This window comes from Glutamicibacter sp. ZJUTW, from assembly GCF_008370855.1.
In the GTDB taxonomy this organism is placed as follows: Bacteria; Actinomycetota; Actinomycetes; order Actinomycetales; family Micrococcaceae; genus Glutamicibacter; species Glutamicibacter nicotianae.
Window position 1 is genome coordinate 1656090 of record NZ_CP043624.1, and the last position, 17307, is coordinate 1673396.

The window sequence follows — 17307 nt, forward strand, 5'->3', positions numbered from 1 at the left end:
TAGTGGTCGGGTTCGATCCACTTAAAACGAGACAATACATGGGTTTGAGCAGGTGATCTACGAAAATCGCAGCGAAATTCAGGGTTTTAATAGACTTGCTTCAAGTATTGGTTGAAGGATTGGCGTGCTCTGCGGGGAATATGTTCGTTGACCTGTGTTTTTGCGTGGACCAAGCAAATTCTCCGCGACATTTGTTGACAGTAGCCCAGCTCACTTCTAGTCTAGTTAAATCATATTTTATGGAACACGAGAATCCATAAGTCATATATTAGTTTGCACGCAACGGAGTGAATGCATGAATCAGCAAGTCCCGCCCATTGTGGTGATGGGTGTTTCGGGCAGCGGCAAAACCACCATCGGCCAACTGCTCGCCGACCGGCTGGAGCATGAATTCATCGATGGCGACAGCTTGCATCCCAAGGCCAATAAGGAAAAAATGGCTGCTGGCCAGTCGCTGGATGACGCAGATCGCGAGCCATGGCTGGAACTGATTGGAACGAAGCTGGCGCAAAGCAATCAGCGCCAGGCGCCGCTGGTGATCGCCTGCTCCGCACTCAAGCGAAGCTACCGGGATCTCATCAGGCGCCTGGCACCGGCGACGGTTTTCATCCACCTGGCCGGTGGCCCGAACTTGATTCGGGATCGGATGACTGCGCGTTCGCACGAGTACATGCCGGCCAGCCTGCTCGACAGCCAGCTGGCCACACTCGAAGTACCGGACCCGGACGAACCGGTGCTCAGTGCCGATATTGCCGATAGCCCAGAGGAGATCGTCAGCCAATTGGCCGCAAAGCTCACTTCGCCGAACGCTCCTCGTGCGGCGCGCTGACGTCGATCCGCAAACCCCCAAGGCAAAGGCCTCCCATTGATCAAGGAAGACAATGACAAACGAACTTGAACTGAACTGGACGCTGGGCACGCCCGGCCTGCTGCTACTGGCGGTCGCCGCGGTAGCGCTGCTGTTGGTGCTGATCATCCGCTTCCGCGTCCATGCGTTCCTCGCACTAGTTCTCACCAGCTTGCTGACCGCCGTAGCGTCGGGCATCCCCGCTGAATCGGTCATCACGACACTGACCGGCGGCTTCGGATCGACTTTGGCGAGCGTGGCACTGCTGGTCGGCCTGGGTGCCATGCTCGGACGCATGCTGGAAACCAGCGGCGGTGCCGATGTGATGACCAGCTGGCTGATCTCCAAGTTCGGCGAGAAGCGCGCGCCACTGGCCTTGTCGGTGGCCTCGCTGCTCTTCGGCTTCCCGATCTTCTTTGATGCCGGACTGGTAGTCATGCTGCCGATCATCTTCACTGTGGCCCGCCGCCTGGGCGGTTCGCTGCTGTTCTACGCAATCCCCTCGGCCACCGCATTCTCGGTGATGCACGTATTCGTGCCGCCCCACCCGGGGCCAGTGGCCGCGTCCGGCCTGCTGGAAGCCAACGTCGGGCTCGTGCTGGTGCTCGGTCTGGTCGTCGCAATTCCCACCTGGTTCGTTGCCGGCCATCTGTTCGGAAAGCTTGTCGGCAAGAAGTTCGACATCCCGGTCCCGAATATCCTGGATGCGGCCCTGGGCAATGGGGCATCGAAGGACGAATTCAAGTCCTCGCCGTCGGTGGGCACGGTGTTCAGCCTGTTGCTCCTTCCGTTGCTGCTGATCTTCATGAACACCGGGCTGAACATGCTCGGCACCGCCGGCATCGTGGATCCGGAAACCGCATGGGTGCGCTGGTTGCGCTTGCTCGGCGAGACCCCGGTGGCCCTGCTCATCACCGTGCTGCTGGGTATCTTCCTGCTCGGTTTCCGCAAGGGCAAGGACAAGACGCTGACCGAGACCGTGGTGGACTCGGCGCTGGGCCCGGTCTGCTCGATTATCCTGATCACCGGTGCAGGCGGCATGTTCGGCGGCGTGCTGCGGGCCAGCGGCATCGGCAACGCCATCGCCAGCTCGCTTGAATCGGTGGGCATGCCGCTGATCGTCGCCGGCTTCCTGATTGCTGCCATCGTCCGCCTGGCCCAGGGTTCGGCCACGGTGGCGCTGACTACGGCGGCCGCCATCGTCCAGCCTGCGGTACTGGCCGATTCCTCGCTGAGCGCCTTCCAGATCGCTGCCATGGTGCTGGCCCTGGCTGCGGGCTCGGTCTTCGCCGGTCACGTCAACGATTCGGGCTTCTGGCTGATCTCGCGCTTCCTGGATCTCGATGTGCCCACGACCTTGAAGGTGTGGACTGTTGGCCAGGCGCTGGTTTCGGTGGTCGGCTTCGCCTGCGTCATGGTGCTCTACGGCCTGGCGACCGCACTGGCCTAAAGCGAGCCCGGACTACGCCAAGAATCTGCCGGGGCAGCGATGCAGATCGCTGCCCCGGCAGATTCTTCGTGCGATGCGGGGGAGCCCGGCTACTGGGAGCTCTTGGCCGGATCCACGAACAAGCGCGGTGCTCCGTCCCAGAGGCTGCAGATTTCGTTGTGCGTCCGGCGCATGATGCTTTCCATGTTCTTCCGCGCGCTGGCGGCATCCGAATTGGAGATCGCATCGGCGACTGACTGGTGCCAGAGCAGTGCTTCTTCGTGGGGGCGCTCGGGCATCAGGCCCAGTTCGGTGCGGCCACGCAGGATCGCGCCGATCGGGGTGGAGAGGTTCGCGAACATCTCGTTGCCCGAGGCGGCCAGCACCACCGCATGGAATCGGATATCCAGCTCCAGGAATCGCCGCAAATCGCCTTGGCGTCCGTAATGGTTCATCTGCGCGGAGAGCATCATCAGCTCCTTGCGCATCGCTTCGGGGGCGAACTCGGCCGCCAGTTCCGCGGCCATCGGCTCGACGGAAATGCGCAGTTCGGTCAGTGAGCGCAGCTGCGCGCCCTTCTGATCGCTGGCCAGCCGCCAGCGGATGACATGATCGTCGTAGGGGTTCCAGCTCTCGGCGCCGAGCACTCGAATACCTACCCGCTTGGTGCTGTTGACTAGGCCGCATTGAGCCAGGACCCGGATGGCTTCACGGATCACCGAGCGCGAGACCTGCAGCTTCTGTTCCAGGTCGGCGGCGAGGATAATGGAGCCGCGCGGAATTTGCCCGCTGATAATGCGGGAGCCGAGGTGCTCAACCACATGAGCGTGCAGACTTGTTGCCATGGGGTTCAGTTTAGCCAATGGCCTGCGTCAAATCAGACTAAGGCGAGTCGACCGCCGAAATATATATGCTTTAACTTTTGCGATCCGCTGTAAATCACGGCCCCCGCCCTTGTAGGATGGAATGGTCACGTGGCCGTGAACAGGGATCGTGACTCATCCGGTCTCTGCTTGGCGGTTCAACTCCCCGTAATCGATGGAGACTTATTTTTATGCCTGCACAGATTGGTGTCACAGGTCTGGCCGTCATGGGCGCAAACCTGGCCCGCAACTTCGCTCGCAACGGATACACCGTCGCCCTGCACAACCGCTCGGTCGGCAAGACCGACGCGCTGCTCGAAGCGCATGGCGATGAAGGCGATTTCATTCGCACCGAAAGCCTGGAAGAACTGGTCGCAAACCTCGAAACCCCGCGCCGCGTGCTGATCATGGTCAAGGCCGGCTCTCCGGTGGACTCGGTCATCGACCAGCTGGTGCCGCTGCTTGAAGAGGGCGACGTGGTCATCGACGCCGGCAACTCGCACTATACCGACACCCGCCGCCGCGAAGCCTCCCTGGCCGAGAAAGGCCTGCACTTCGTGGGCATCGGCGTTTCCGGCGGCGAGGAGGGCGCGCTGCTGGGCCCATCGATCATGCCAGGCGGTTCCGCCGAATCCTACAAGTCGCTGGGCCCGATGCTGGAGAAGATCTCCGCGAAGGCCGACGACGGTGCACCATGCTGCGCCTGGATCTCCACCGACGGTGCCGGCCACTTCGTGAAGATGGTCCACAACGGCATCGAATACGCCGACATGCAGGTCATCGGCGAAGCCTACGACCTGATGCGCAACGCCGCAGGCATCGAGCCGGCCAAGCAGGCAGAGATCTTCAACGAGTGGAACCAGGGCGAGCTGTCCAGCTTCCTGATCGAGATCACCGCCGAAGTATTGGGCCACGTCGATGCTTCCACCGGCAAGCCGCTGGTCGATGTCATCCAGGACTCCGCAGGGCAGAAGGGCACCGGCCGCTGGACCGTGCAGTCCGGCCTGGACATGGGCTCGCCAGTTTCGGCCATTGCCGAATCGGTCTTCGCCCGCTCGCTGTCCTCGCAGCGCGATATCCGCGCTGTGGGCCAGCAGGTGCTGACCGGCGAAACCGCCGAGGTCGCACTGCCGGAGAACTTCGTCGAGGATGTGCGACAGGCGCTGTTCGCCTCGAAGCTGGTTTCCTACGCCCAGGGCATCGACATGCTCACCTCGGCTGCCGGTGAATACAACTGGGAGCTGAAGCTCGATGAGATCGCCGGCCTGTGGCGCGAGGGCTGCATCATCCGTGCGGCCCTGCTCAAGGACATCACCGCTGCCTACTCGGCCGGCGAGAAGCCTTCGAACCTGCTGTTCGCTCCGGCATTCGCCGAAGCCATCAACAAGGCAGTTCCAGCATGGCGCCGCGTGGTTTCCGTTGCTGTCCAGCTGGGCATCCCTGCGCCGGTGTTCTCCTCGTCGCTGGCCTACTACGATGGCTTGCGCCGCGACCGCCTGCCAGCAGCCCTGACCCAGGGCCTGCGCGACTACTTCGGCGCGCATACCTACCGCCGCACCGATAAGGAAGGCACCTTCCACACGCAGTGGAGCGGTGACCGTACCGAAATCGCAGCCGAGGATACCCACTAATACCGGGATGCCCTTCAATGGCCTGCCCGAGCTCGCTGGAGTTCGGGCAGGCCATTTTTGCGCTCGAATGATCATGGATCACCGGAATGTATTCCACACAGGCGCTGATCGCGACGTAGTGCGGGCACTTGTCCGTCGCGTACCGGTTCGGCTTCAGGGCAGCGACAGCTGTCTGGCATGGAAAGCGAAGTGCAAGCTGGGATAGGCATAGACGTCGGCCAAGCTCATGCGCTCATGGAAAAACGGATCCCACCGGCGCGGGAAGTCGACGCAGCGCTGCAGGTCCGCGATGTCTTCTGTTGCCAGCTTGGCCAGGATCGCTGCTTGGGTCCGCTCCAGCCGTGTGCGCATGCGGCGATGGTTGTAGACCGTAGCCGCCGCGCAGGATCCGAGGTAATTCACCGGGTGGAACAGCCGCGTGCCGGAATTGAGCACCGCGCAGAAGGCCGAACGGATCCACGGCGGGCATTTGATCAGCAGGTGCACCAGCGGGATGAGCGCGCGGACCACCATGTAGCCGAAGACCATATGGAAGAGCAGCTGCTCGTTGCTCCAGCGGGTGCCTTCGCTGTGCTTGGCCAACGAGCTGCGATCGGCGCCAGACAAGAAGCCAGCCAAGGCAGCGGCATCACGCCGGTAGCTGGCGGCAATTTGTTCTCGAACCTGGTCCATCGGTCATCGCTCCGTGCAAGGAAATCCCGAGCCCGTTGCCGGGATTCCATGGTATACCCGTCTTCGCGCAGCGGCACCGTCTAGGAAGATGTGCTGCTAGTCCTCCAGCAGGTTCTCCGCGCACTGCAGCAAGCGGACTGCTTCGCCGGGGGAGATGCGCACCAGGGCGAAGGCCGCCACCACGAGCCCGGTAATGGTATCGCTGAGCAGGGCATGGCGTTCGGAGGAGAGCTCAGGGCGAACTGCCTTCAATCCGCGGCCCACGGCGCCATCGAGTTCTTCGCGGTAGGCGGAAATGATGGCAGCGACGTCGTTTTCGGCGGCAATCGGTGCGCTGGCGGTGTTGATCAGCAGGCAGCCATGGGCTGCCGGCAGGGATTCGGGTTTCGCGAAGGCGGCGGCAAGTCCGCGCAGGTAGTCTTCCAGCGCGTGGGCCGGTACGGGATCCTGGAGCAGTGGACGCAATCGCGGGCGCACGATCTCATTGAGGTAGCTGTCCACCGCTGCGTCGAAGAGGCCGCGCTTGGAGCCGAACGAGTTGTAGATGCTGGAGCGGCTCAGGCCGGTAGCGTTTTCAAGCTCGGGAATGGACGTGGCCTCGAAACCCCGTGACCAGAAGACCGATCGGGCACTCTGGATGACTTTTTCCTTATCGAATGCGGATGTTCGCGCCATCACACCCATCTCCTCTTTTCGTAACGACCATTCCAGTATATATTGAAATGGTCGTTACAGAATAGTTGTTCCCCGCACACCAAGGACGCATCATGATCATCGCCGCGCAGATCCTCGCAACCGCAGCTGCCCTGCTGCACATCTACATCTTCTCGATGGAGTCCCTGACGTGGACCACCGCGAAGACCCGTTCGGTGTTCAAGACCAGCGAGGCCGAAGCCGAAGCGACGCGGGAGATGGCCTTCAACCAGGGGTTCTACAACCTCTTCCTGGCCGTAGCCTCAATTGCAGGCGTGATCGTTTCGGGCCTGGGCCATCTGGCCGTGGGCGCTACCTTGGTCTTCGCCGGAACCGGCTCGATGCTGGCCGCCGCGCTGGTCCTGGCACTGTGCAGCCCCGGCAAAGCGAAGCTCGCCATCAAGCAAGGGATTTTGCCATTGCTGGCCATCGCGCTGCTGATCCTTGGCCTGATGCTGGGCAACTAGCAAGACACCGAGAATTCCACACGCTACCGAGACTTGAAAGAACTGGTAACCATGACCAAAGCAACCAGCACGCAGATCCTGCTCGCTTCCCGCCCTTCCGGTTGGCCGACCCAGGAGAACTTCACCGTGCAGACCGTTGAACTGCCGGAGCTGGAAACCGGGGAAATCCGGGTGCGCAACGAGTTCATTTCCGTGGACCCGTACATGCGCGGACGCATGAACGACACCCGCTCCTACATCCCTCCATTCCAGATCGGCGAGCAGATCCTCGGCGGAGCGATCGGCCGGGTCATCGAGACCGCTGACGCGGCCTTCCCGGCAGGCACCCTGGTCCAGCACCAGCTGGGCTGGTCGGACACCGTGCAAGCCGGTTCGTCCAGCTTCAAGCCGGCGCCTGATCTGCCCGGGGTATCGTCATCGCTGCGCCTGCACATCCTGGGCATGACGGGTCTGACCGCCTATGTGGGGCTGAGCGCCGTCGCGAATCTTGCCGAGGGGGAGACCGTCTTCGTCTCCGGCGCCGCAGGTGCAGTGGGCACTGCTGCCGGGCAGATCGCCAAGCTCATGGGAGCCAAGCGCGTCATCGGTTCGGCCGGCAGCGCCGAGAAGGTTGAACTGCTGACCAGCAAGTACGGCTACGATGCAGCCTTCAACTACAAGGATGGCGACGTGCACGGCCAGCTGGCGGCAGCAGCACCGGAAGGCATCGATGTCTTCTTCGACAACGTGGGCGGGGATCACCTCGAAGCTGCCCTGGCAGCTTTCAACGATGGCGGACGCGCAGCCCTGTGCGGCGCCATCGCCAGCTACAACACCACCGAGCCGGCACCGGGACCGCAGAACATGTCCAACCTGATCACCCGCGGACTGAAACTGCAGGGATTCACCCTCTCCAGCTACCTTGATCTCGCCCCGGAATTCGGCGAGCGCATGGGCCAATGGTTCTCCGAAGGCAAGATCGCCTACGACGAGACAATTGTTGACGGCATCGAGAATACCGTGGACGCCTTCCTGGGCATGATGCGCGGCGCAAATACCGGCAAGATGCTCGTGCGCATCTAGCCTCGGCCACCTGGCGATTGCTCCGGTCCGAAGCCCAATCTAGGATCGGAGCATGAACGGATATGGTGGCGGCTGGGGCACTGGGCTGGGAATCGTGCTCGCGCTCGTCCCGCTGCTAACAGTACTCATCGCGGGCGCAGGCGTAGTCCTGGCCATGCGAACGCTGCGGCTGCGCTCGAAAGTGGATACCGCCGGTCAATGGTGGCTTCGCGTCCAATACGCCATTGACCGGTGCTTGTCCCAGGACATCGCCGAGCAGAACGTCGGCACGTCGATGCTCGAGCATCTGCAGGGCGCAGGCCAGCCGCCCGAAGGCCTGGACGACGCGCAGCGCAGATCCTGGATGCGCGAGCACAAGGATAGCTGGACGGTGCAGCCCGAGGACTTGGCCCTGATCCGTGATGCGGTAAAGCAGCTGGCACTGGATAAATTCCGTGCGCGAGACTCCACAGGAATTCGGAAGGACGCCGATTCGCATGCCGAATTCGACTCGCTGCGTCGCCAAGCGCAGTTGGTCTCGAAGATCGATGCGAAACTGGGCACCCGAACGGACCCGGACATCCTGAGGATTCTTGCCGACGGCTAGCTACCGCAGCATCCTCGCGTCGGTGATTTCCGGGGCGGACGGGTCATCCTCGGTGGTGCCGTCGAAGGCGAAGCCGTTGCGTTCATAGAACCTGATGGCCCGCGGATTCTGGGCAGCCACCCAGAGCACCGCCGGTTCATCGCCCAGCACTGCATCCAGCAGCGCCTGCCCTGTGCCATCCCCATGGAAGGCCTGCAGCACATACAGGTTGTACAGCTGCCGAGCCACGTCTTCGCGCAGACCTTCGGTATTTCCCGTGGGCGGAGCCGAAAGTGCGAAGCCGACAAGCTTCCCGTCCTCGTTCTCAGCGACGCAGATCCGGAACAGCGGTTTCGGATCATCCAGCACCCTGGTCCACATGGCCAGGCGCTGCTCATCGTGCGCGGAGCCGAAGAACCCTTCGGGCAGCAGATGCGTGTAGGTTTCCTTCCAGCACTCGACATGCAGCCGGGCCAGCTCCTGCGCGTCGGCCGGCAGAGGTTTCCTGAGTTTCTGCGCCACGCCTATCCCTTGACGTAGGCGGCGAGGTGTTCGCCGGTCAGCGTGCCCGAGGCGGCAAGATCCGCAGGGGTCCCTTCGAAGACGATGCTTCCGCCTTGGTGGCCTGCCCCGGGGCCCAGGTCAATGACCCAGTCGCTGTGCGCGACGACTGCCAGGTGATGCTCGATGACAATGACGGTATTGCCTTCGTCGACCATCTCGTCGAGAAGCCGCAATAGGTTCTGCACGTCGGCAATATGCAACCCGGTGGTTGGCTCATCCAGGATGTAGGTGCCGGCGCCCTGGCCCAGGTTGATGGCCAGCTTGATGCGCTGCCGTTCGCCGCCGGAGAGCGTATTCAGCCGCTGGCCCAGTTTCAGGTAGCCCAGGCCCACCTGGTTCAGCCGTTCCAGCATGGCCTTGGCCTTGGGCACCTTCAGCTGCTCCAAGGCTTCTTCCATGGTCAAGTCCAGGACGTCGGCGATGTTCAAGCCGTCCAAGGTGTATTCCAGCACTTCAGCTGTATACCGCTTGCCGCGGCACTGTTCGCACGGCAGGGCGACTCCGGCCATGGACGCCAAATCCGTGTAGGTGAACCCGACGCCGCTGCAAGCAGGGCAGGCGCCGGTCGAATTGGAGCTGAACAGGGCAGGCTTCACACCGTTGGCCTTCGCGAAGGCTGCACGGATCGGATCCATGATCCCGGTATAGGTGGCCGGGTTCGAACGCCGCGATCCGCGGATCGCAGTTTGGTCCACCACGGCAACATCCTCGCGCTTGGCGATCGTCGAGTGGATCAGCGTGGACTTGCCCGAACCCGCAACGCCGGTGATCGCGCACATCACGCCGGTGGGAATATCCACGGAAAGATTCTTCAGGTTGTGCAGGGAGGCGCCACGCACTTCCATCGCACCAGTGGCCTTGCGCGGGGTGGTATTGAGGGCGGCACGCGTCGTGAAATGCTTCCCGGTGAGCGTATCGCTGGCGAGCAGGCCATTGACGGCCCCGCTGTAGCAAATGGTGCCGCCATGGGTGCCGGCACCGGGGCCCAGATCGATGACGTGGTCGGCGATGCCGATGACCTCTGGCTTGTGCTCCACTACCAGCACGGTATTGCCCTTGTCGCGCAGGCCGGCCAGCAACCCGTTCATCCGCTGGATGTCATGGGGATGCAACCCCACGGTGGGCTCGTCGAAGACGTAGGTGACATCGCTGAGCGCTGATCCAAGATGCCGGATCATCTTCACGCGCTGGGCTTCGCCGCCGGAGAGGGTGCCAGCCGGGCGGTCCAGCGAAAGGTACCCCAGTCCCAGATCCACCATGGATTCGAGCACGGCCTTCAAATTGGTGATCAGCGGTGCCGCATCCGCGATCTGGATCTGATCCAGCGCGTCGAGCAGCTCGGACACCTGCATTGCGGTCATGTCTGCGATCCCCAGGGAATTGATCTTCGACTCGCGGGCCGCCGGCCCGAGCCGGGAACCGTCGCAGGCGGAGCATGGGGCGGTCGTGGAGATCCGATCGATCCACTCGCGGATATGGGCTTGCTTGATTTCCCTGCCCGAATGGATGTAATTGCTCTTGATGCGCGTGATCAACCCGGAGTAGCTCATGTTTGCGCCGTTGAGCTTGACCTTGCCCGCTTCCTCATAGAGCATGCGGTCCAGCATGGCCTTGGGCATGTCCCTGAGCTTCACGTCCAGGTCTGGCTGCGTGCCGGCGGTCAGCGTCTGCCACAGCCAGGCGCCCGGGGCGAAGTTGGGCGCCTTGATGGCTCCCTCGTTCAGCGTCTTGTCCCAATCCAGCAGTTCATCAAGGTCGATGCTCGCCTCGGTGCCGAAACCCTCGCATACCGGGCACGCGCCCTGGCCAAGATTAAACGAGTACGCGCCCGCGCCGCCGGCGCTCGGGGTGGAGTACCGCGAATACAGCACGCGCAATAGCGAATAGGCATCGGTAGCCGTGCCCACGGTAGAACGCGAATTCGCGCCCATGCGTTCCTGGTCGACCACGATGGCCGTGGACAGATCCTCCAGCACCTCTACATCAGGCCGGGGCATCGATGGCATGAAGCTCTGGATGAAGGTCGTGTACGTTTCGTTGATCAGCCGCTGGGACTCGGCGGCAATCGTGCCGAACACCAGCGAGGACTTGCCTGATCCTGATACGCCGGTAAAGGCGGTGATGCGGCGTTTGGGAATATCGACGTCGACGCCCCGCAGGTTGTTTTCCCGTGCTTGGCGTACTCGGATCGTGTCATGGCTATCGGCAGGGTGCTGGCTCATGACCCAAGCCTACTGACAAATGAGCACACCAGCACCTCGCCCGGGCTTGCCTGCTTGCAATTGCCGCCCCCTCCGGTGGAGGATCGAATTACCAGGGAATCGCCGATTCCTCGTCGAGAGCGGAGAATGCCATGCCGGATGCACCTCGGAAACTACTCAAGCTCAGCTCGGTCGCAGCACTGGCCGGCTGCCTCGCGCTCGCCGGGTGCGGCAGCACCTCCGGCGGCGCACCAAGCGAAGCGTCCACGGATCCTGGAGCCAGCCCGACGCAATCCGCCTCCGCAACCGCATCCCCGACCGAATCCTCGTCCGAGCCGACAGAGCCTGCAGCTTCAAGCACGTCGGCCGATGAGGAATCGGAGCAAACGGAAACGATCGGGGGACAGGAGCTGGGCAAGCTGCCGTCAAACGCCACCGAGTATGCCGACGCGCTGGTCGTTGCCTGGGGCAACGGGAATGAAGCTCAAATGAAGCAGTTGGCCACCGCCCAAGTGGTCGCGTCCTTGACCGAGCATTCGGCGGCAGGTGGACCAAATTGGTCGCAAACCAGCAACGACGCCGGAGCAGGGTCGGTGTTCGTGAGCTATGAAAATGCCGAAGACGGGACCGTGCTGAACCTGCGGGTGCAAAACCAGGTTGTCGGGCAGGGCCATGAACAAGGCGTGGTTGAAGCAAGCTTCGAGTAGTCCACGACGTCACACCAGCACCATGCCGCTTAATTGTGGCCAGACGCCCTCAGCCGCTGAATCGCTGAATATTCATCTGGGGAACGGTCGATACCCCAGCAATCGAATTCAATGGGAGTCCTTGCGATTTCAGGCGGGAATTATTCGGCAGAAGCGCGAATTTCCGTAACACTTAAGCCAATCACAGGATTTCGGTGTAATGGAAATTACGTCTATCATGATTGAGGCGTGCGCCACGACACACCTGTGGCCGTCGCGCAGGGCGCTCCGATCCCTAACCGTTTATAAGGACTTTCATGAAGCTGCTGAAATCTATCCCACTGCTTGGCTGGGTGCTCGTTGCCATCGTGCTGGGCATCCTGCTTGGCCCGGTCATGCCGGTCTGGTTGGGAAGCGTATTCCTGACCTACAACTCGATCTTCTCCGGATTCCTTGGCTTCATCGTGCCTTTGATCATCTTCGGCTTGGTCGCGCCGGCAATCGCTGAGCTTGGCAAGGGCGCCGGCAAGTGGTTGGGCATCACCGCAGTCATTGCGTACGCCTCGACCTTGGCCGCAGGCCTGCTTGCCTACTTCGTCAGCCGCTGGCTGTTCACCAAGTCGCTGTCCGGTGGCGGCGTCGAAGAAGTTGGTGCAGGCGAAGGATCCGGTTTCGAGCCGTACTTCTCCCTGGTCGGCGAGGCGGGAGATTCCGCAACTGAAATCGTGCTGACTCCGCTGATGGGCGTCATGACCGCACTGGTGCTGGCATTCATGCTGGGCCTGGGGCTGACTGCCTTCCGCTCCACCGTGATCTTCCGTGGTGCGGTGGAATTCCGCAGCATCATCGAAATGGTCATCCGCCGCGTGATCGTTCCGGCGCTGCCGCTGTTCATCTTCGGCATCTTCCTGGACCTGTCCGCTGCCGGTGACGCCGTTATCGTGGTGCAGAAGTTCCTCTTCGTTGCAGTGATTTCCTTCGTGCTCACCCTGGTGGTCCTGCTGGTGCAGTACACGATCGCTGGCGCGATGAACAAGCGCAACCCGCTGGCCGCCCTGTGGGGCATGCGCAATGCGTACTTCACCGCATTGGGCACCTCGTCGTCGGCCGCAACCATTCCGGTGACGCTGGAATCGGCCAAGAAGAATGGCGTGGCCGACGCCGTGGCCGGCTTCGTGATCCCGCTGTGCGCCACGATCCATTTGTCCGGCTCGATGGTCAAGATCACCTGCTTCTCCATCGCCGTGCTCTTGCTGACCGGCGGCGACGTGTCCTTCGGCGCCTACCTCCCGTTCATCCTGATGCTGGGCGTCATGATGATCGCCGCCCCAGGCGTGCCTGGCGGCGCTATTGCGGCCGCTGCTGGCCTGCTCTCCCAGATGCTCGGCTTCGGCGAGGTCGAGGTCGGCCTGATGTTCGCGGCCTACATTGCACTGGATAGCTTCGGCACCGCAACCAACGTGACCGGTGACGGCGCGCTGGCCATGATCATGCACAAGCTGACCCGAGGCAAGCTCGGCACCCAGCCGCAGGATCCCGAGGACGAAATCGTCGAACTCGCAGATGGCACCGAATCGGGGGAGCACAAGCTGGCCTAACCCGCTTGCCACGCAAGCATAAGCATCGATGCCCGGTACCAGACTCGCAGGTACCGGGCATCGATGCTTTGTTCTGCCGGCAAGCGAGCCGGACCACGAAGAAACCCGCCCAGCGGCAGAACCTGAACGGTTCGGACGCTGGGCGGGTTTATCGCTGCAGTGGAAGCAGAAGTCCTAGATCCACATGGCCGGGTCGATGTACTCGGCCGGGTCCACCGCCGGCTTGTGCTCTTCAGGCCGGCGCGGACGGTTCTGCGCAGGGATTCCGGTGACGATCGATCCTGCCGGGGCATCCTTGACGACAACGGCGTTCGCGCCGATCGCCGAGTCGGCGCCGATCACGATCGGGCCCAGGACCTTGGCTCCGGCGCCGATGACCACGCGGTCCCCGATGGTCGGGTGGCGCTTGACCTTGGCCAGCGACCGGCCGCCGAGGGTCACCCCGTGGTACAGCATCACGTCGTCGCCGATTTCGGCGGTCTCTCCGATGACGATGCCCATGCCGTGGTCGATGAAGAAGCGGCGGCCGATGATCGCGCCGGGATGGATCTCGATGCCGGTCAGTGCGCGGTTTGCCTGGGATAGCAAACGCGCTGGCCATTTCAGTGCCGGGTTCTGCCACATCTTGTGGGCCAGCCGGTGCATCCAGATGGCGTGCAGCCCGGAATACACGAAGAAGTTTTCGGGATCGCTTCGCGCTGCCGGATCGTGCTGGCGTGCGTTAGCCAAATCCTCACGCAGGCGGGAGATAAAACTCATGAATAATACCTTAATGGTTGCGGTTCGCTGCGGGACAATCCGCAGATGTCACACAGCAAATCGGCGCGAGCTGCACCGATAAAGGTCTCTCAATAGACCCAACGGTGGCTCACGCCGATTTATTCTGCTTCTGCAAATCTACTTAGCCGCGGATGTCATCGAAGAGCAGCGTGGAGATGTAGCGCTCACCGAAGTCGGGGATGATCGCAACGATCTGCTTGCCTGCATTTTCCTCGCGTGCGGCGACCTGCACGGCGCCCCATACGGCTGCACCAGCGGAGATGCCGCCGAGGATGCCTTCCTTGACGCCCAGCGCGCGAGCGGTCGACACCGAATCCTCGATGCTGGCATCCAGGACTTCGTCGTACAGTTCGGTATCGAGCACCTCTGGGATGAAGTTCGCGCCCAAGCCCTGGATCTTGTGCGGGCCCGGCTTTCCGCCATTGAGGATTGGGGAATCCTTCGGCTCCACTGCCACGATCTTCAGGTTCGGATTCTTTTCCTTCAGGTAGCGGCCTGCGCCGGTGATCGTTCCACCGGTACCGATGCCGGCAACCAGGATATCGACCTTGCCTTCGGTATCGGCCCAGATTTCCGGACCGGTAGTGTCTGCGTGCACCTGCGGGTTCGCGGTGTTGGCGAACTGCTGCGCCCAGATGGCGTTATCGGAGGTCGCAACGATCTCCTTGGCCTTCTCCACGGCGCCGCGCATGCCATCGGCGCCCGGAGTCAGCACGATCTCGGCACCGAAAGCGCGCAGCATGACGCGGCGCTCGGTGGACATGGTCTCAGGCATGGTCAACACGACCTTGTAGCCGCGAGCCGCGCCAACCATGGCCAGCGCGATGCCGGTGTTGCCGGACGTGCCCTCGACAATGGTGCCACCTGGCTTCAACGCGCCCGATGCCTCGGCTGCATCAACGATGGCCACGCCGATGCGGTCCTTGACGGAGTTGGCCGGGTTGTAGAATTCCAGCTTCACGGCAATGTTGCCTGGCAGGCCCTCGCCGACGCGATTCAGGTTTACCAGCGGAGTGTTGCCGACGACTTCGGTGACGTTGTTGTAGATCTTGCCCATCTTGTATGCAATCCTTACGTGTACTTTATGCAGCCGCAGATAGTTGCGGCGAAATAACTGCTGGAATCTGGCGTAACCGCCGGACACCCATCGGGTTCACAACTAACCCTAATAGGCCTAAAGCGCGGCTAGGCTTCGTTTAGCCATTGAGCGTAATATTTCCTGACTTTTGCGAGCTTTGGATCGATAATCACCCGGCAATATCCGACTTCTTGGTTTTCGGAGTAATAATCCTGGTGAATTTGCTCGGCAGGATAGAAATCTTTCGACTCTTCCAGCGTGGTGACGATCGGATTGGGGTATACACGCGAGAACTTGTCGATGGCGGCCTCGAAAAGTTCGCGCTGTGCATCGTCGAGCGGGAACATCGCCGAGCGGTACTGGGTTCCAACATCGTAGCCCTGGCGGTTCAGCGTGGTCGGGTCGTGCACGGTGAAGAACATGTCCAGGATGACGTCGGCCGGAACCACTTGCGGATCGAAGATCACCGCGACTCCTTCGGCATGCCCGGTGGTGCCGCTGCAGACTTCGCGGTAGTTCGGATCCTTGGTGTGGCCGCCGATATATCCGGAAATTACCGCGTAGACGCCACGCGTTCGCTGGTACACGGCATCCAAGCACCAGAAGCAACCGCCAGCTAGCACGAAGGTGCTCAACTTGGTGTCCTGGACATCCAGGGTCGGGGTGAATTGATGAGGTGACTGAAGGCTGAGAATACTCACACAGTTCATAACGTTGCGGCGTTGCATTCTGTTCCATCCTCATTGGCACGGCGTAGTCTGGTTGGTATGCAGAGCAAGGCAAATAACTCGCAAGACCTGGGGAAGAGCAACGTTTCCCCGGAGGCCTCGACGCTCAAGCCCGTTACCGAAGAAGAGCCAGAGCAGCCGGTGGAAGACACCTCGGCTGCGCAGACGACCCTGGGTAACGTCCTTGAAGCCGCCGAGGAGCTTTGGCCAAAGTCATTGGCCGAGGATTGGGATGCCGTTGGCCTGGTTACCGGACGAACCAGCCAGAAGATTTCCAAGATCGTGATGGCTGTTGATCCAACGCTGGAGGTGATCGAGGATGCAATCGAGCGTGGGGCCGATCTGCTGATCACTCACCACCCGCTGCTGTTGCGCGGAGTCACCCAGGTTGCCGGCACGACGTTCAAGGGCGAGGCCATTCACCGCCTGATTGAATCCGGTACCGCATTGCTGACCGCGCACACCAATGCCGACAGTGCCATCGGGGGCGTCAACGACGCGCTGGCCGATGCCTTCGGGCTCAAGGACTGCGTGCCTTTGGTGGAGTCCAAGGACGGGCTGCCGGAGGAAGGCCTGGGCCGGGTGGGCTTCTTGGAGAAGCCGATGAAGCTCGAAGATTTCGCGGAACGCGTCTACTCCGTACTGCCGGCCGTCGCCGGCGGAGTGCGTGTCGCCGGAGACCGCAGCGGAATCATCCGGAAGGTTGCCCTGTGCGGTGGTGCCGGGGATTCTCTCTTTGACGAGGTGCGCTCGCACCAGGCCGATGTGTACGTAACCGCCGACCTGCGCCATCACCCGGCAAGCGAAGCGCGCGAAGCTGCCAATGGCGGCTTCCCTTACCTGATCGACGTTTCCCACTTCGCTTCGGAATGGGTCTGGCTCTCGGCCGGTGCCCGCGCCTTGGGCAATGTGCTGAACGATCTGGGACATGCGGTGGAAATCGAGGTATCCCAGGTGAATTCCGATCCTTGGGACTTTGTCCTGACTCCATAGCCGGAGTTTGGCATGCTGCACCACGTAGAGATCTGGGTGGAGGATTTGGCAGCCAGCACAGCATCGCTGGGCTGGCTGCTGACCCGTCTGGGCTACACGGCCAATTCGCAATGGGCCAACGGCATCAGCTATTCCTGCGGCGATTTCTATATCGTCCTGGAATCAGGTCCGGATGCGAAGAAGCAACGGCATGACCGGCTGGCTCCAGGGCTGAACCATTTGGCCTTCCAAGCCGGCACCAGGCAGGCCGTCGACACGTTGGCCGCCGAAGCGCTGGAGCGCGGTTTCAGCCTCATGTTCGCGCATCTGCACCCATACGCCGGGGGAGCGCAGCACTATGCGGCCTATTTGGAGGATGCTTCCGGATTCGAAGTCGAACTGGTTGCAATGCAGCGATGATGCCATGCAGGCCTAGCGGAATTGCTCGGCTGGCACGGCATCATTCTCCTT

General features: G+C 61.9%; 18 protein-coding genes. 10 read left to right on the plus strand and 8 right to left on the minus strand.

Annotation, left to right across the window (positions count from 1 at the left end; all coding sequences use genetic code 11):
- Positions 1 to 295: 295 nt before the first annotated feature.
- Complete coding sequence (locus tag F0M17_RS07790; protein WP_121866770.1) at positions 296 to 829, plus strand: gluconokinase; 534 nt, start codon at positions 296 to 298, stop codon at positions 827 to 829.
- Between the two features lie 52 nt (positions 830 to 881).
- On the plus strand, positions 882 to 2297 hold the full coding sequence (locus F0M17_RS07795; protein WP_149596857.1) for a GntP family permease: 1416 nt from the start codon (positions 882 to 884) through the stop codon (positions 2295 to 2297).
- An 89-nt stretch (positions 2298 to 2386) separates the two neighbouring features.
- Here F0M17_RS07795 and F0M17_RS07800 read toward each other — a convergent pair whose 3' ends face one another.
- Positions 2387 to 3121 carry a FadR/GntR family transcriptional regulator gene (locus tag F0M17_RS07800; protein ID WP_038990947.1) on the minus strand — a complete coding sequence of 245 codons (735 nt, stop codon included), beginning with the start codon at positions 3119 to 3121 and terminating at the stop codon, positions 2387 to 2389.
- A 209-nt stretch (positions 3122 to 3330) separates the two neighbouring features.
- Between F0M17_RS07800 and gndA the strand changes: the two genes are divergently transcribed.
- Positions 3331 to 4770 carry an NADP-dependent phosphogluconate dehydrogenase gene (gene gndA, locus F0M17_RS07805; protein WP_038990948.1) on the plus strand — a complete coding sequence of 480 codons (1440 nt, stop codon included), beginning with the start codon at positions 3331 to 3333 and terminating at the stop codon, positions 4768 to 4770.
- Between the two features lie 153 nt (positions 4771 to 4923).
- Here gndA and F0M17_RS07810 read toward each other — a convergent pair whose 3' ends face one another.
- Together F0M17_RS07810 and F0M17_RS07815 are read right to left on the minus strand one after the other, a co-directional pair.
- Positions 4924 to 5442, minus strand: coding sequence for a DinB family protein (locus tag F0M17_RS07810; RefSeq protein WP_149596858.1), 519 nt, complete (start codon positions 5440 to 5442; stop codon positions 4924 to 4926).
- Between the two features lie 96 nt (positions 5443 to 5538).
- Positions 5539 to 6117, minus strand: coding sequence for a TetR/AcrR family transcriptional regulator (locus F0M17_RS07815; RefSeq protein ID WP_121867813.1), 579 nt, complete (start codon positions 6115 to 6117; stop codon positions 5539 to 5541).
- Between the two features lie 92 nt (positions 6118 to 6209).
- Here F0M17_RS07815 and F0M17_RS07820 point away from each other — a divergent pair, with 92 nt between their 5' ends.
- Genes F0M17_RS07820 through F0M17_RS07830 form a run of 3 tightly spaced genes read left to right on the plus strand, consistent with a single transcriptional unit; the run spans position 6210 to position 8250 of the window.
- The gene (locus F0M17_RS07820; RefSeq protein WP_149596859.1) at positions 6210 to 6602 is read left to right on the plus strand and encodes a DUF1304 domain-containing protein; all 393 of its coding nucleotides are present in this window, start codon (positions 6210 to 6212) and stop codon (positions 6600 to 6602) included.
- Between the two features lie 51 nt (positions 6603 to 6653).
- Complete coding sequence (locus F0M17_RS07825) at positions 6654 to 7664, plus strand: NADP-dependent oxidoreductase (RefSeq protein WP_149596860.1); 1011 nt, start codon at positions 6654 to 6656, stop codon at positions 7662 to 7664.
- Positions 7665 to 7716: 52 nt separating this feature from the next.
- Positions 7717 to 8250, plus strand: coding sequence for a hypothetical protein (locus F0M17_RS07830; RefSeq protein WP_149596861.1), 534 nt, complete (start codon positions 7717 to 7719; stop codon positions 8248 to 8250).
- Here the strand turns inward: F0M17_RS07830 and F0M17_RS07835 are convergent, their stop codons facing one another.
- Positions 8251 to 8751, minus strand: a complete 501-nt coding sequence (locus F0M17_RS07835; protein WP_149596862.1) for a GNAT family N-acetyltransferase — start codon at positions 8749 to 8751, stop codon at positions 8251 to 8253.
- 2 nt (positions 8752 to 8753) lie between these two features.
- The gene (locus F0M17_RS07840; RefSeq protein WP_149596863.1) at positions 8754 to 11015 is read right to left on the minus strand and encodes an excinuclease ABC subunit UvrA; all 2262 of its coding nucleotides are present in this window, start codon (positions 11013 to 11015) and stop codon (positions 8754 to 8756) included.
- Positions 11016 to 11146: 131 nt separating this feature from the next.
- Between F0M17_RS07840 and F0M17_RS07845 the strand changes: the two genes are divergently transcribed.
- Together F0M17_RS07845 and F0M17_RS07850 are read left to right on the plus strand one after the other, a co-directional pair.
- Positions 11147 to 11701 carry a hypothetical protein gene (locus tag F0M17_RS07845; RefSeq protein WP_149596864.1) on the plus strand — a complete coding sequence of 185 codons (555 nt, stop codon included), beginning with the start codon at positions 11147 to 11149 and terminating at the stop codon, positions 11699 to 11701.
- Positions 11702 to 11997: 296 nt separating this feature from the next.
- Entirely contained in the window at positions 11998 to 13278 is a 1281-nt protein-coding gene (locus tag F0M17_RS07850; protein WP_149596865.1) for a dicarboxylate/amino acid:cation symporter, read from the plus strand.
- 174 nt (positions 13279 to 13452) lie between these two features.
- Here F0M17_RS07850 and epsC read toward each other — a convergent pair whose 3' ends face one another.
- The 3 genes from epsC to msrA form a co-directional block, all read right to left on the minus strand.
- A complete protein-coding gene (epsC, locus tag F0M17_RS07855; protein WP_073706300.1) occupies positions 13453 to 14037 on the minus strand; it encodes a serine O-acetyltransferase EpsC in 585 nt (194 codons plus the stop codon).
- Positions 14038 to 14179: 142 nt separating this feature from the next.
- Positions 14180 to 15115 (minus strand): cysteine synthase A, encoded by a 936-nt coding sequence (gene cysK / locus F0M17_RS07860; RefSeq protein WP_038990964.1) that lies wholly within the window; start codon positions 15113 to 15115, stop codon positions 14180 to 14182.
- 128 nt (positions 15116 to 15243) lie between these two features.
- On the minus strand, positions 15244 to 15771 hold the full coding sequence (gene msrA, locus F0M17_RS07865) for a peptide-methionine (S)-S-oxide reductase MsrA (protein WP_038990965.1): 528 nt from the start codon (positions 15769 to 15771) through the stop codon (positions 15244 to 15246).
- A 132-nt stretch (positions 15772 to 15903) separates the two neighbouring features.
- On the opposite strand from msrA, the gene F0M17_RS07870 reads away from it, so the two are divergent.
- Complete coding sequence (locus F0M17_RS07870; protein WP_149596866.1) at positions 15904 to 16857, plus strand: Nif3-like dinuclear metal center hexameric protein; 954 nt, start codon at positions 15904 to 15906, stop codon at positions 16855 to 16857.
- A 12-nt stretch (positions 16858 to 16869) separates the two neighbouring features.
- Positions 16870 to 17256 carry a VOC family protein gene (locus F0M17_RS07875; RefSeq protein ID WP_149596867.1) on the plus strand — a complete coding sequence of 129 codons (387 nt, stop codon included), beginning with the start codon at positions 16870 to 16872 and terminating at the stop codon, positions 17254 to 17256.
- Positions 17257 to 17307: the final 51 nt, after the last annotated feature.

Coding starts and splice junctions, on each gene's coding strand:
- F0M17_RS07790 (WP_121866770.1), top strand. CDS start 296: ATGAATCAGCAAGTCCCGCCCATTGTGGTGATGGGTGTTTCGGGCAGC.
- F0M17_RS07795 (WP_149596857.1), top strand. CDS start 882: ATGACAAACGAACTTGAACTGAACTGGACGCTGGGCACGCCCGGCCTG.
- F0M17_RS07800 (WP_038990947.1), bottom strand. CDS start 3,121: ATGGCAACAAGTCTGCACGCTCATGTGGTTGAGCACCTCGGCTCCCGC.
- gndA (WP_038990948.1), top strand. CDS start 3,331: ATGCCTGCACAGATTGGTGTCACAGGTCTGGCCGTCATGGGCGCAAAC.
- F0M17_RS07810 (WP_149596858.1), bottom strand. CDS start 5,442: ATGGACCAGGTTCGAGAACAAATTGCCGCCAGCTACCGGCGTGATGCC.
- F0M17_RS07815 (WP_121867813.1), bottom strand. CDS start 6,117: ATGGCGCGAACATCCGCATTCGATAAGGAAAAAGTCATCCAGAGTGCC.
- F0M17_RS07820 (WP_149596859.1), top strand. CDS start 6,210: ATGATCATCGCCGCGCAGATCCTCGCAACCGCAGCTGCCCTGCTGCAC.
- F0M17_RS07825 (WP_149596860.1), top strand. CDS start 6,654: ATGACCAAAGCAACCAGCACGCAGATCCTGCTCGCTTCCCGCCCTTCC.
- F0M17_RS07830 (WP_149596861.1), top strand. CDS start 7,717: ATGAACGGATATGGTGGCGGCTGGGGCACTGGGCTGGGAATCGTGCTC.
- F0M17_RS07840 (WP_149596863.1), bottom strand. CDS start 11,015: ATGAGCCAGCACCCTGCCGATAGCCATGACACGATCCGAGTACGCCAA.
- F0M17_RS07845 (WP_149596864.1), top strand. CDS start 11,147: ATGCCGGATGCACCTCGGAAACTACTCAAGCTCAGCTCGGTCGCAGCA.
- F0M17_RS07850 (WP_149596865.1), top strand. CDS start 11,998: ATGAAGCTGCTGAAATCTATCCCACTGCTTGGCTGGGTGCTCGTTGCC.
- epsC (WP_073706300.1), bottom strand. CDS start 14,037: ATGAGTTTTATCTCCCGCCTGCGTGAGGATTTGGCTAACGCACGCCAG.
- cysK (WP_038990964.1), bottom strand. CDS start 15,115: ATGGGCAAGATCTACAACAACGTCACCGAAGTCGTCGGCAACACTCCG.
- F0M17_RS07870 (WP_149596866.1), top strand. CDS start 15,904: ATGCAGAGCAAGGCAAATAACTCGCAAGACCTGGGGAAGAGCAACGTT.
- F0M17_RS07875 (WP_149596867.1), top strand. CDS start 16,870: ATGCTGCACCACGTAGAGATCTGGGTGGAGGATTTGGCAGCCAGCACA.